General features: G+C 44.9%; 12 protein-coding genes. 6 read left to right on the top strand and 6 right to left on the bottom strand.

Going from position 1 to position 13,776, the window contains the following annotated elements:
• The first annotated feature begins 166 nt into the window (after positions 1 to 166).
• The 4 genes from EGV92_RS00675 (at position 167) to EGV92_RS14330 (ending at position 5,522) form a co-directional block, all read left to right on the top strand.
• Complete coding sequence (locus tag EGV92_RS00675) at positions 167 to 943, top strand: SDR family NAD(P)-dependent oxidoreductase (RefSeq protein ID WP_131667295.1); 777 nt, start codon at positions 167 to 169, stop codon at positions 941 to 943.
• A 341-nt stretch (positions 944 to 1,284) separates the two neighbouring features.
• Positions 1,285 to 1,848: a L,D-transpeptidase family protein gene (locus tag EGV92_RS00670; protein WP_207401711.1), complete on the top strand. Its 564-nt coding sequence runs from the start codon at positions 1,285 to 1,287 to the stop codon at positions 1,846 to 1,848.
• A 405-nt stretch (positions 1,849 to 2,253) separates the two neighbouring features.
• Complete coding sequence (gene clpB, locus EGV92_RS00665; protein WP_131667294.1) at positions 2,254 to 4,860, top strand: ATP-dependent chaperone ClpB; 2,607 nt, start codon at positions 2,254 to 2,256, stop codon at positions 4,858 to 4,860.
• 542 nt (positions 4,861 to 5,402) lie between these two features.
• Positions 5,403 to 5,522: a PQQ-dependent sugar dehydrogenase gene (locus EGV92_RS14330; RefSeq protein ID WP_423227884.1), complete on the top strand. Its 120-nt coding sequence runs from the start codon at positions 5,403 to 5,405 to the stop codon at positions 5,520 to 5,522.
• A 45-nt stretch (positions 5,523 to 5,567) separates the two neighbouring features.
• Here EGV92_RS14330 and EGV92_RS00655 read toward each other — a convergent pair whose 3' ends face one another.
• Positions 5,568 to 6,254 carry a metallophosphoesterase family protein gene (locus tag EGV92_RS00655; RefSeq protein WP_131667293.1) on the bottom strand — a complete coding sequence of 229 codons (687 nt, stop codon included), beginning with the start codon at positions 6,252 to 6,254 and terminating at the stop codon, positions 5,568 to 5,570.
• 225 nt (positions 6,255 to 6,479) lie between these two features.
• On the opposite strand from EGV92_RS00655, the gene EGV92_RS00650 reads away from it, so the two are divergent.
• Both EGV92_RS00650 and EGV92_RS00645 read left to right on the top strand, forming a co-directional pair.
• Positions 6,480 to 8,129: a BCCT family transporter gene (locus EGV92_RS00650; protein ID WP_131667292.1), complete on the top strand. Its 1,650-nt coding sequence runs from the start codon at positions 6,480 to 6,482 to the stop codon at positions 8,127 to 8,129.
• 143 nt (positions 8,130 to 8,272) lie between these two features.
• Positions 8,273 to 9,922, top strand: coding sequence for a BCCT family transporter (locus EGV92_RS00645; protein WP_131667291.1), 1,650 nt, complete (start codon positions 8,273 to 8,275; stop codon positions 9,920 to 9,922).
• Between the two features lie 144 nt (positions 9,923 to 10,066).
• Here EGV92_RS00645 and EGV92_RS00640 read toward each other — a convergent pair whose 3' ends face one another.
• The 5 genes from EGV92_RS00640 to metK all read right to left on the bottom strand — a co-directional run bounded on the left by EGV92_RS00640 (position 10,067) and on the right by metK (position 13,758).
• Positions 10,067 to 11,182 (bottom strand): aldo/keto reductase, encoded by a 1,116-nt coding sequence (locus tag EGV92_RS00640; protein ID WP_131667290.1) that lies wholly within the window; start codon positions 11,180 to 11,182, stop codon positions 10,067 to 10,069.
• A 292-nt stretch (positions 11,183 to 11,474) separates the two neighbouring features.
• Positions 11,475 to 11,633, bottom strand: a complete 159-nt coding sequence (locus tag EGV92_RS13805; protein ID WP_165525527.1) for a hypothetical protein — start codon at positions 11,631 to 11,633, stop codon at positions 11,475 to 11,477.
• 9 nt (positions 11,634 to 11,642) lie between these two features.
• The gene (locus tag EGV92_RS00635; RefSeq protein WP_131667289.1) at positions 11,643 to 11,891 is read right to left on the bottom strand and encodes a hypothetical protein; all 249 of its coding nucleotides are present in this window, start codon (positions 11,889 to 11,891) and stop codon (positions 11,643 to 11,645) included.
• Between the two features lie 194 nt (positions 11,892 to 12,085).
• Positions 12,086 to 12,370 carry a DUF3144 domain-containing protein gene (locus tag EGV92_RS00630; RefSeq protein ID WP_242678608.1) on the bottom strand — a complete coding sequence of 95 codons (285 nt, stop codon included), beginning with the start codon at positions 12,368 to 12,370 and terminating at the stop codon, positions 12,086 to 12,088.
• 221 nt (positions 12,371 to 12,591) lie between these two features.
• Positions 12,592 to 13,758 (bottom strand): methionine adenosyltransferase, encoded by a 1,167-nt coding sequence (metK, locus tag EGV92_RS00625; protein WP_131667287.1) that lies wholly within the window; start codon positions 13,756 to 13,758, stop codon positions 12,592 to 12,594.
• Positions 13,759 to 13,776 lie beyond the last annotated feature (18 nt).

Raw genomic sequence — 13,776 nt, 5'->3', positions numbered from 1 at the left:
TAATTAGGATAGGTCATAATGGCTTTGAAAGTTAGATTGATATTCAGCAAATAGCCCTCTTTTAACCAATAAGGTTAATCCGTTGGTATTTGAGAGCTATAAGCTAAACCGATATTGGCACTATAAAAGCATTTAAAATTTATAAATCTAATGAAAAGGACTGTTTATGCAGATTCAAGGAAAGACATTTATCGTTACGGGTGGCGCTTCTGGGTTGGGTGAAGCCTCAACTCGTGAGCTAATAGCGGCAGGCGGCAATGTAATTATTGCTGATCTTAATTCAGATAAAGGTGAAGCACTAGCAGATGAGCTGGGCGGACAAGCGCGCTTTGTGCGCTGTGATGTCACCAGTGAAGAGGACGTTCAAGCAGCCGTAAGCTTAGCCGAGCAAGACTTTGGCGGCTTACATGGTTCGGTAAACTGCGCGGGTATTGCCATCGTACAAAAGCTGCTAGACCGCGATAATAATCCTGCAGATTTAGGCCAATTTAACAAAGGCATTCAGGTCAACCTAGTCGGTACTTTTAACGTCGCTAGATTGGTCGCAGCCAGTATCGCCAAGCGTGTCGCTGCAGATGGCGGTCCTGCCAATCAAGACCAAGGGGTGATTATCAATACCGCCTCAGTAGCTGCTTACGATGGGCAAGTGGGTCAGGGCAGCTATGCCTCTTCTAAATCAGGCGTCGTTGGCTTGAATTTGCCCCTTGCTCGTGAGCTTACCCGTCATGGTATCCGCGTCATGACAGTCGCGCCTGGTATCTTTAACACCCCTATGATGGAGAGCTTACCCGAGAAGGCAAAAGAGCAGCTTGAGGCTAGCGTCCCTTACCCCAAACGTTTAGGCGCGCCGCAAGAGTTCGGCCAGCTCATCACCCATATCGTTAGTAATGGCTATCTAAACGGTGAAGTAATTCGCTTAGATGGTGCCATTCGTATGACCTAAGGCGCGGCTTGAGCAGACATTTAACAAACTTACGGTCTACCTAAGCTGTGAAAATACTGTCTTAGCGGTTTAAATATAAGTAGTGAGCACTTGGCATCCGTCAGGTGCTTTTTTGGGTTATGAGTGTCTAGAATTCATCTGACACGATTGGCGCGCTGGTATTGGTATAAAAGCATTTAGTTCATAGAATTTTCATCTAATTTGCGCCTTATTTGCACGCTTTTTTGACAAGATTGGTCTTAATAATAAGGTAAAGTAGAAGTGAGATACCGTTGAATAAGACACCTAGCAAAAATCCAGTTAAGCCCTTTATTAATAAGTGCTATTGGTGCTTTGTCATCATGATGCTATTGGTAGCGGTGTTTATAGCTTGGCGCTATTATCAACCGCTTACCATCTCTAATCACTCTGGTCTTTTTAATCCTATTGGGCCTGTTGAGCTAAATGATGGAATAGACAATAGCATCGCGCTCGATACAGTACAGATAGATAGAGTGTTTGTGGATAAGTCTTCACGCACCATGCAGCTATTGAGCGACGATAAAGTTATCCGTAGCTATCATATCGCTCTCGGTGATAACCCCAAAGGGCACAAGCAGTTTGAAGGCGATGAGCGTACCCCTGAAGGCATCTACACCTTAGATTACAAAAATGAGAACTCTATTGCCTATCGCTCCATTCATATCAGCTACCCCAATGAGCAGGATATTGCTCACGCTAAGGCATTAGGTAAACCTCCAGGTGGGGCGATTATGATTCATGGTCAGATGAATGGTTTTGAGGGGCTAACTGACTATTACCAGCAGCATGATTGGACGGATGGTTGTATTGCCGTTACCAATGAGGAGATGGATGAGATTATGGCCGCGGTGAAGATAGGCACACCTATTGAGATTGAATGGTAGGACAGGCAGCAAGATGGGCAAAAGGCTGATGGGCTAGTTAGGCTCTGTCCTAGAGTCTGTTTTAACACTTAGTGCCTTGGTAACTTGAAATGTTGCCAAGGCGTTCTTATTATCAGTTCAAGTAGCAAGCCAATAAGTTATCGTATTTTTATGCATAATAAGGCATAAAATAGACACTGCTATAATTGCCAGATTCTCTAAATATAGGCTGTGACTAGTAAGTAATATTTAATAATTGACAATAAATAATATTTTTGAAATTTACTTGAATTAATAACATAGTAACCACATATAAAGAACAAGACAAGGCGGTAGCGATAATGACAATCACGTTATTATCAATTGGGAATTGACGTAAATTGTTTTATCAAAGCTGCCTAATACCAATTATAAAAGGACATAAATATGAGATTTGAAAAGTTTACTCAGAAGTTGCAAGCGGCGGTTCAGCAAGCACAAAGCTTGGCTATCGGACGCGATCATACTGGTATTGATCCAGTACATTTAATGGCTGTATTGCTCGAAGATGAAGCCAATATCTCAATTTGCCAGCAAGCGGGCGGCAGTATCCCGGCGCTGAAAAATGGCGTGGCAAAGGCTTTAGACTCGCAAGCCACTATTGCCAATCCTACAGGCGATGTCAGCTTAAACCCAAGCTCAGTCAAAATTTTAAACCTTGCTGATCGCCAAGCGCAAAAAGCAGGTGATGACTTTATCGCTACCGAATGGGTGTTACTGGCCTTGGCTGAGCAAGGAGATACCAAAAAGATATTTAGCGAGGCTGGGGTGACTGCGGATAAGCTAAAAGCAGTTATAGAACAGCTAAGAGGTAATCAGAAAGTGAACAGTCAAAATGCTGAAGATCAGCGTGATGCGCTCAACAAATACACCATCAACCTAACGGAACGAGCTGAGATGGGTAAGCTTGATCCGGTTATTGGCCGTGATGAAGAGATCCGCCGTACCATTCAAGTGCTATCTCGCCGTACCAAAAACAACCCTGTACTTATTGGTGAGCCAGGTGTCGGTAAGACGGCTATCGTTGAGGGCTTAGCGCAAAAGATTATCAACGGTGATGTGCCAGAAGGACTGCGTCATAAAGAAGTACTGTCATTAGATTTGGGCGCACTGATTGCTGGTGCTAAGTTCCGTGGTGAGTTTGAAGAGCGACTCAAAGGCGTCTTAAATGACCTAGCCAAGCAAGAGGGCAATGTTATCTTATTCATCGATGAGCTGCATACGATGGTCGGTGCAGGTAAATCTGATGGGGCGATGGACGCGGGTAATATGCTCAAGCCTGCCTTGGCTCGCGGTGAGCTACATTGCGTCGGCGCAACGACTCTAGATGAGTATCGCCAATATATCGAAAAGGATGCCGCTCTTGAACGCCGCTTCCAAAAAGTATTGGTCGATGAGCCTAGCGTAGAAGATACCATTGCTATCCTTCGCGGTCTAAAAGAGCGCTATGAGCTGCATCACGGTGTCGATATTCAAGACAGCGCCATTATTGCGGCAGCGCGAATGAGTCATCGCTATATTACGGATCGTAAGCTTCCAGATAAGGCGATTGACTTAGTCGATGAGGCGGCTAGCCGACTGCGAATGGAGATGGACAGCAAGCCTGAAGCACTAGGTAAGCTCGACAGCAGGCTCATTCAGCTTAAAATGCAGCGTGAAGTATTGAAGAATGAGGAAGATGCGGGCGCGAAAGCCGAGCTAAAAGTGCTCGATGAGCAGATTGCCGAGATTGAAAAAGAGTATGCGGATCTGAACGAGATCTGGCAGGCTGAGAAAGCATTGGTCAAAGGCAGCCAGCAGCTCAAAGATGAGCTGGATAAAGCACGTATTGCTTACGATAAGGCCAGCCGCGAAGGCGATTATGAGACGATGTCTAAGCTGCAATACGAGACGATTCCGCAGTTAGAAAAACGCATCACGGAGTCTGATCTTGCCGAGCAAAAAGAGCAGTCCGGTGAAGGCTCAGGCATCAAGCTCTTGCGTAATAAAGTCACTGACAATGAGATCGCAGAAGTGGTTAGTGCAGCAACAGGTATCCCAGTGGCTAAGATGCTGCAAGGCGAGCGCGACAAGATGCTTGCTATGGAAGAGAAGCTGCATGAGCGCGTTATCGGTCAAGATGAAGCGGTCGAGTCAGTCGCTAATGCGGTGCGTCGTAGCCGAGCCGGCTTATCAGACCCTAACCGACCCTCTGGATCGTTCTTATTCTTAGGACCTACAGGTGTTGGTAAGACTGAGCTGACCAAGTCACTAGCGAACTTCTTATTTGATAGCGAAGATGCCATGATTCGCATCGATATGAGTGAGTACATGGAGAAGCACAGTGTCAGTCGTCTGGTAGGTGCGCCTCCAGGGTATGTCGGCTATGAAGAAGGTGGGGCGCTAACTGAAGCGGTGCGCCGTAAGCCTTATAGCGTTATCCTCTTTGATGAGGTCGAAAAGGCTCACGCTGATGTATTTAACATTCTACTGCAAGTGCTCGACGATGGCCGCTTGACGGATTCGCAAGGCCGAGTAGTAGACTTTAAAAATACAGTCATTATCATGACCAGTAATTTGGGCTCGCACAAAATCCAAGAGATGGCGGGCGATGAGTATGATGAGATTAAAGCGGCGGTAATGGAGTCGGTCGGTCAACACTTCCGTCCAGAATTCGTCAACCGCATTGATGAGATTGTCGTTTTCCATCCCCTTGGTATGGCACAGATGGCCGGTATTGCCGATATCCAGCTGGATCGTCTGCGTCAACGCCTGCAAGAGCGGGAGATGGATATCAAGCTATCTCCTGATGCGATGAATAAGCTGGTGGCTGTGGGTTATGATCCGGTGTATGGGGCAAGGCCTTTAAAACGAGCTATCCAGCAACAGATTGAGAACCCGTTGTCATTGAAGCTTCTCGCAGGAGACTTTATCGCAGGAGATACTATTAAGGTCGATGTCACGGACAATGATGAGTTAAGCTTTAGTAAAAGCGTCGATACTAGCAAAGCTTAAATCATCTGTAGTAAATCTTGTCATGATGACGAGGTAGTTATCCATTGGTTCTTTCTTTTAGCCCCTCATTTGCTCAAGCAAGTGAGGGGCTTTTTGGGTGTGGAGTTTGATAAGGCTTCATCTTTGGTACAAAGTCAATAACAGTAGTAACCCCTAGCTTTGAGTAAGGCTACTCCTGAGTTGGTATTAACTACAGTTGTATAAGTAATGTTATCGGTAGGGTTATAGACAGGTAGGGCAGTAGTCAGTAATCGAAGATAGAGCAGTATAGTAGGGAGTACATAGATAATGACGAACATTAACAGCAGCTACCAAGCGATAGCGTTAAACCGCAGTCAAGGTCGAGCTTTGCTCAGTAGTCTGATGCTAGCGGGTGTAATTATAGTCGAGTCTAAATAAAATAGAGTTATCGTAATGTGCTGTGCAATTATATTGAGGCAGGCTCAGGTGGCGGTAGTGATAGGTTTGGCGTCAAGGTTATCAAGGATCTGGGAGCAGTCACCTAAAATGACAGGACCGAGTCACTACAGTCACCGGTTGCTATTTCTCCTGCTGGCAATCATTTATTTATTAGCTCTGGCGAGCGGCAGAAAAAAGACCCTATCCAAGACATGACGGTAAACTTAGGCAAGATTATTCGTCTTAACACTATAGCACTCTAGATCCATTCAGATTAAGAGTATCAAGCCTGTGTTTGCTATTTTATCTTAGAGGGTTATCTTTTGCTGCGTTGGCGCGGCAGTATGATCGCTAACTTGCCATATCTGCGCGGAAGTTTTACTTAGAAGCTCTAAAGCAGTGAGATTGCCACCACCATAAGCAAAAGTATCGATACAAACCAGTCCTTCTTGCTGATAGACCTTGCCACTGTGCTGGGCAGAGTGTCCACAAATGATGGTCTTTCCTGAGAGGTGACGACCATCATGTTTGTCTAAAACTCGCCATCTTAAGTCATCTTGCTGGGCGGCGATGGGTGTGCCGCGATTGGGAGAAGCGTGACAGAATATAAAATCGTCAGTCTCAAAATAAGCCAATAAGCTGCCTAGCCACTGTCTATATTTGACTGGAATCTGGCTTACGCTACTGGCCTCAGCTACAAGCCCAAAAGACGCCAAAGCAGCATCACCACCATAGCGAAGCCAGTATTTTATATACTCAGGTTGGTTTAGGCTGCCAAGCATCATCTCTTCATGATTGCCACAGATGGCTATGACATTGCAGTATTTCTCTAACGCTATAATACGATCAATCACCCCCTTACTATCAGGCCCACGGTCTATCATATCGCCTAAAAAGATGAAGGTGTCATCAAGCATAGGCTTAAGCGTAGCAAGAAGCGTATTCAATAGCGAAAGGCAGCCATGAATATCGCCGATAGCAAAGGTGCGAGGCATTATAATCTCAGTCTTTTTATGAGTTTTATCCGCGGATAAGTTAGCTCTTCATTGGATTGATCGCTTAGTGCTAATTTTATAGTATTTCACTACCGTAATAAAGTTGACGGTTTTATTATGGGTTTTAATAAATTATATTAAAAAATACTTTTAGCTATAATTTGATAATTGTTTGACATCTTGTTAAGGTAGTTATCCTTTACAATCAGTAACAATAGGATAACTATGGATCACGTAAAAGTAGGTCGATTGGGACCTTTTCCACGGGTGAGTAAGCCCGTTTTTATTGTGTCTACCATTTTAATTGTAGGCTTTATCATCTTCGGCACGTTTTTTACTGAAGCTGCCGGTGAGGTATTTAGTTTTTTACAAGGCTTTATTACTGATAAGTTCGGCTGGTTTTTCATTATTCTGGTCAATTTAGCACTGGTTATGTGTCTATATCTAGCCATGAGTCGTTATGGCGATATTCGCTTGGGCCACCAGACAGAGAAGCCGCAATATAGCCTCCTGTCATGGATTGGTATGCTCTTCTCAGCGGGTATCGGTATTGGTTTGGTCTATTGGGGTACAGCAGAGCCGCTGTACCATTATATGGCCCCGCCACTGGGCGAGGCTGAGACGGTAGAGTCAGCTAAGCAAGCGATGAATATCTCCTTTATGCATTGGGGGCTTCATGCTTGGGCGCTTTATACTGTCGTAGCGTTATCTTTGGCATATTTCCATTTTCGTCGTGGCCTACCATTATCTATCCGTTCTACGCTATATCCGATCCTAGGCAAAAAGATCTATGGTCCATGGGGTCATACGGTTGATATTCTTGCGGTATTTGGCACGATGTTTGGTGTTGTAACCTCGTTGGGTCTTGGTGTCATGCAGATTAATTCAGGCCTTGAGAGCTTATTTGCTATTCCTAATAGTTTAGAGGTTCAATTTGCCTTGATCGCCTTTATTACGGCACTGGCTGCAATGTCAGTCATGATGGGACTGGATAAAGGCATCAAGCGTCTCAGTGATATCAATATTGGCCTTACTGGTATCTTGCTTGGGTTTATGGTTATCTTAGGGCCGACCCTCTTTATCTTCGATAGCTTTGTAGAGAATATTGGTAATTATCTATCAGTGATCGTGCCGTTAGGGTTTTGGAGCGAGTCGTATAGTGGTACTGACTGGCAGAGTAGCTGGACTATATTTTATTGGGCATGGTGGGTAAGCTGGTCGCCATTCGTTGGTGTATTTATTGCGCGTATCAGTCGTGGCCGTACTATCAGAGAGTTTGTGCTTGGTGTGCTTTTAATCCCCATGACTATTTTATTCTTCTGGTTTACTACCTTTGGCGGTGTTGCCGTACATATGGAGTTGGCAGCTCTGATAGACCCTCTTATCGCAAGTCCTGGTCTGGTTGAAGCCGTCCAAGCCGATAGTGGCAGTGCTATCTTTAAGCTAATTGAATACTATCCGTTAGCCAAGCCGATTACCTTATTGATCGTGGTAATGATCATGCTATGGTTCGTGACTTCCTCAGACTCTGCAAGTTTCGTTATTGATATGCTGACTGCCGGTGGTGACACTAATCCGCCGAAGATTCAGCGATTGTTTTGGGCGACGACTGAAGGTCTTATTGCAGCTATTTTACTTGCTGCAGGTGGGTTAGCTGCCTTGCAAGCCGCAGCCATTGTCGCAGGTTTTCCGTTTGCAATTGTGATTTTAGTGATGATGTATGCGCTATTAAGAGGCCTCGGGCGCGATAGGCTCATTCTCTATCGCAATCAGCAGCGTTATATCACTGACGCGTCGGCTGAACATAACTCTGCCAATGAGTTTGTGGATGAGCATCTGCTCAAAGGGCCGCCAAAGATTGTTAGCGGCGATTAAGCTTGAGTAGTGACTCTTTAGACAGTAAAAGTAGCCTTGATGTATTCAGAGCTACTTTTTTATCTTTACTAACAAAACTCTACAGATTTGAAAGTTTCGCTTTATCTTGTTAAGGTAGCCGTCCCTAAAATTTGAGAGCTATTATGGATCAACTTAAAGTTGGCCGATTAGGGCCATTTCCACGGGTGAACAAACCCGTTTTTATTATTTCAGCATTATTAATTGTTGGATTTATTATTTTTGGTGCGTTTTTCAATGACCAAGCAAGTGCTGTGTTTAGTGCGGCGCAGTCCTTTATTACGCATCGTTTCGGTTGGTTCTTCATTATCTTGATGAATCTGGCTGTTTTTTCATGTTTATATCTTATTCTGAGTAAGTATGGTGATATTCGCTTGGGTCACCAGACTGAAACGCCGCAATATAATTTACCGTCATGGATTGGCATGCTGTTTTCAGCGGGTATCGGTATTGGGTTGTTGTACTGGGGTACTGCGGAGCCGCTATATCACTTCATGGCACCACCGATGGGTGAGGCTGAGACCGTAGCGGCTGCTAAACAAGCGATGAATATTTCATTCTTGCATTATGGACTGCATGCTTGGGGCATCTATGCCATCGTAGCGTTATCATTAGCATACTTCCATTATCGCCGTGGGTTGCCGCTTACCATTCGCTCAACACTATATCCTATATTGGGCAAAAAGATATACGGCAATTGGGGCCATACAGTCGATATCTTAGCTGTCTTTGGCACCATGTTCGGAGTCGTGACGACGCTAGGGCTTGGCGTGTTGCAGATTAATTCAGGACTTGAAGGGTTGTTTGGTGTTCCAAACAGTATCGCCGTTCAGATTATCCTAATTGCGGTAATCACCCTACTGGCGTGTGGCTCGCTCATGATGGGACTGGATAAAGGTATCAAGCGGTTAAGCGATATCAATATCTTTTTGACTATTGTGCTATTGTCGTTTGCGCTAATATTCGGACCAACGCAGTTTATCTTTGACAGCTTTGTGGAGAATGTGGGCAACTATATCTATGACTTTATTCCATTAGGATTCTGGAATGAAGCTTATAGTGGCACTGATTGGCAGTCATCTTGGACGATATTCTACTGGGCATGGTGGATCAGCTGGTCACCATTCGTTGGTGTTTTCATTGCCCGTATTTCACGTGGTCGAACCATTCGTGAGTTTCTGTTAGGGGTATTGTTTATCCCGATGACGATTCTATTCTTATGGTTCACTACCTTTGGTGGTGTCGCTGTACATATGGAGCTGGCGGCAGCCTTAGACCCCGCGGTAGTCAGTCCTGGTCTGGTAGAAGCGGTGCAAGCAGATACAGGTAGCGCTATCTTTAAGCTTATGGAGTTTTATCCGCTAACTGATGCGGTAAACTTTTTAATCATGATGATGATTGTCTTATGGTTTGTGACCTCATCAGATTCAGCGAGCTTCGTCATCGATATGTTGACGGCGGGTGGTGATACCAACCCTCCGAAGATTCAGCGACTATTTTGGGCGACGACCGAAGGCCTTATTGCTGCTATATTGTTGGCAGCGGGCGGACTAGAAGCCTTACAAGCCGCTGCTATTGTGGCCGGTTTCCCGTTTGCTATTGTCGTACTGGTCATGCTGTATGCGCTTATGCGGGCACTAAGCCGCGATCATTTGATTTTATATCGTAATCAGCAGCGCTATATCACCGACGCGTCAGCAGAGCATAACTCAGCCAATGAGTTCGTCGATGAGCATCTGCTCAAAGGCCCGCCTAAGATTGTCCAAGGCGAGTAGCTTTTAGAACGTAACTATTACGACAAAACCACATGACTTTTGAATAATAAAACCCTCGGTATCTTATGATGCCGAGGGTTTTTAGTAGAAGCTGGGTATTTAAGCGCGATAGCGTTTGATAATCCAGTCAATAAAAGGTCGTGGTTATAGCTTAATAGAACGCTCAACCTTAGTAGCGGCTTGCTCCATAATAAGGCCATTTTGTTTAAGCGTTTGCCAGAACTCGTCAGGAATTTCAGCAGTTAACGAGTCTATATTTTGTTGAACTTGTTTGGGTGAGCTTGCACCAACGACGACTGAAGATACTGCAGAGGGCGCAATAGCAAATTGTAGAGCAGCGGTCCGTAAGTCGACATTATATTCTTCTGCGATAGCATTAAGCTTAGCTCTTTTCTCCCGTAGCTGGGCTGTGACATTGTCCGGCTGATAAGCATAACGATCTTTTCCAGCTAAGAAACCAGATTCAAATATCCCGCCGAGCACTATCTGCATCTCGCATTTCTGTGCTTTGGGAAACAGTCGCTCTAGCGCGTCTTCATGCTTAATCAATGAGTACTGCTGCGCCAATAAGCTGATATCAGGACTGGATGCTTCCAGCGCTCGCATAATAGGCTCTACTTCGTTGACGCCTAACCCCCAACCTTTAATGATACCTTCTTCTCGCATACGAGTTAGTTCAGGGAATGCGCCTTTTTCGCACTCTTTAAACTTTTCCTCCCAGTCGATATCGCTATTTCTAGCGTCGATATCATGAACAAATACATAGTCTAGATAAGGGAGGCCCATACGATTTAAGCTATCTTCGATAGAGCGGCGCACTCCGGAAGCTGAATAGTCATAGTGGTAATTCTCATAAGTCTTACCTTTCCAAAAGGTATCTTTAGGATAGCTGTAACCCGGATCGCCCCAGAATAGCCGCCCGACCTTACTGCTTAATACGTAATCTTCTCTATTTTGATTAAATAAAAACTGTCCTAGGCGGCGCTCGCTTAAACCATTGCCGTAACGAGGTGAGGTATCATAGTATCTCACGCCTAGATCCCAAGCAGTCTGCAAAGTTTGCGCGACCTCTGCATCAGAATGCAGGTTCATGCCATTGCCTGCTGCTACGCAGCCTAAGCCAAATAAGTGCTCTAGTTTATTATTAGCATCAGCAGCAAAGGCAGGCTTCGGATTGCGTATAGTATGATTGGCAGAAGCGTCAGTAGCAGAATGCTCACTGCTAGCGGTATTGTCGCTTAAAGTGCTATCGTTATTCATAATAAGATCCTTTTGAAAGACAGATTTGCAATAGTTATTTTCTTACCTATATATCACTGACTTATATATTGTGGATTTCGTATACAAACCCCATGAGGGATAAAAAAATGACCAAGAGCAGCTTGTACTAGTGAGCTAACTTAAGGGCTGCTAAAGGTTAATAAATACTCTTTGTGCGCATTATAGGATAAGGTCCTAGGCGTATAACTGAACTGTAAACCGTCATAATTGGTTGGTTTACTATTATTGATATTGCGTCCAACTGAGCTACGGTATCTAAAGATCATCAAGGCTATGGTCCGCACTCTCCAGCGACATAGCTGACGACATTGGGCAGCAAGCAGGCTGAACAAGAGTTGCCAGCAGTCTGATAGCTCACGCCAGTAGGCGTCTCGACTTTGACACAGATAGGATCATATTGCGCTGTACACATCATTGGTGTGCGATCCATGCCTTTACATTAAGGGGCGTCCTGATTGTCATTACTAGTTTTGCTATTGGGCTGGTTAACTTCTGAGGCACTATTATGAAGAACACTACTATTTGGGCTATGGATAGGCTGCGTATCTGGCGCTGGAATCGTTATCATATTATTGCAGGCACAAAGCGTAATCCCTAATGACAAGCAAAGTAACACAGTGCGTGCCTGACCCAGCTTGCTGTCTATATTGACTGGATTGACTAGCTTGTTGCCTACATTGAAAAGCATAAAGTATCCTTATAATGGCGTCAGTTACTTTCTTATTATCATACTGTGTTTATAAGTGACTAAAAGTGGTCAGAATGTATTCAATAAAAAAGCCCGTCATCAAGACAGGCTTTAATAAAACGAACGGTAAATAATAAGCTTAAAAATAGCTCAGCATATTATTAGTATAAAAAATTAGTACGCAAAAAATAGGGCTACGAAGACTTGCTGATATTGACGTATTTATCGAAGTTTTGCGCATAATCATCAATATTATCACTAAGCATTTGGCGGTATTGCTTGGTATAAAAGTCGATAATTTCATCTTTTTCTTTACGTAAGTCATCACCTTTGACGAAGCCAATAGAGGCAACAGAAGCACTGTAGCGTGCTGCCGCGTAAAGTAATGAAGCGCCAACTTGGCCAGAATGTGAAGTAGGGCTTAGCTGAGAGTTTGCAAGCTCAATAACGGCATCTGCACGCTTGTAGAAAGCTTGCATCTCTGCGGTAACTTCAGCGGCTTCTGCTGCCTTATTTGAGGTGTTATCAAGCGCAGTATCAATATTTTGCACGTTATCTGCTGTGCTGTTTTGCGTCGAATCTTGCGGGGTTATTGCATCGTTGCTCATGGAGATTCTGCCGTATTATCAATAAGGATAGTTAAAAATAAGAACAGTGAAAAAATGGCGAACTATAAATGGTCTAATAGAGCGCTACACCGTCAAATTCCTGCATCTGCTTTGAGTAATTCTGCCTTATCGGTTTTTTCCCAAGTAAATGCCGTCTCAGAGCCTTCGCGGCCAAAGTGACCATAAGTCGCTGTCTGTTGATACATCGGCTGTAATAGGTTCAGCATATGGGTGATGCCATAAGGTCGCAGGTCAAAATGGGTGCGAATCAGCTCAATAATAGTGTCATGATCGACTTTAGCCGTACCAAAAGTATTCACCGAGATAGAGGTCGGCTCAGCGACCCCAATCGCATAGCTTATTTGAACTTCACAGCGCTCAGCAAGACCTGCAGCTACGATATTCTTCGCCACATAGCGACCCGCATAGGCAGCACTGCGGTCTACTTTGGAGGGGTCTTTACCACTAAATGCACCGCCGCCATGACGGGCCATGCCGCCGTACGTGTCGACGATAATCTTACGACCAGTCAGACCAGCGTCACCAACGGGGCCACCGATGACGAACTTACCTGTAGGGTTGATATGATATCGTGTACCGGCGTGAAGCAAATCGGCAGGAAGGACATGCTTGATGATGTTTTCCATAATGGCTTCTTGCAAGTCAGACTGGGTGATGCTTGGGTCGTGCTGCGTTGATAGCACCACAGCATCAATCGCTGATGGTAGGCTGCCATCGTACTGAACGGTGACTTGAGCTTTGGCATCCGGACGTAGCCATGGTAGTTCACCAGAGCGGCGTAGCTCTGATTGACGCTCCATTAAGCGATGCGCAAACTCAATAGGTGCTGGCATTAGTACGTCAGTCTCATTACTGGCATAGCCAAACATCAAGCCTTGATCGCCAGCGCCTTGGTCTTCAGGTCTGCTCCGATCCACACCTTGAGCGATCTCTGGTGACTGCTTACCGATCATATTGATTACCGCACAGGTCTCACCATCAAAGCCTAAATCTGAATGGTGATAACCGATGCCATTGACCGTATCCCGGACGATTCGCTCAATATCTATATTGGCCGTGGTCGATATCTCGCCCGCTAACACCACCGCTCCTGTCTTGACCAAGGTCTCGCAGGCTACTCGTGCATGTAAGTCTTCACGCAAAATGGCATCAAGAAGGGCGTCAGATATTTGGTCAGCCATTTTATCAGGATGGCCTTCACTAACAGATTCGGAGGTAAACAGTTGGTAATCACGCATAATCAGGAAGTCGCTTAT

Source organism: Psychrobacter pygoscelis (assembly GCF_004335015.1).
GTDB lineage: Bacteria > Pseudomonadota > Gammaproteobacteria > Pseudomonadales > Moraxellaceae > Psychrobacter > Psychrobacter pygoscelis.
This window is presented reverse-complemented; position numbering and strand designations above follow the sequence as displayed.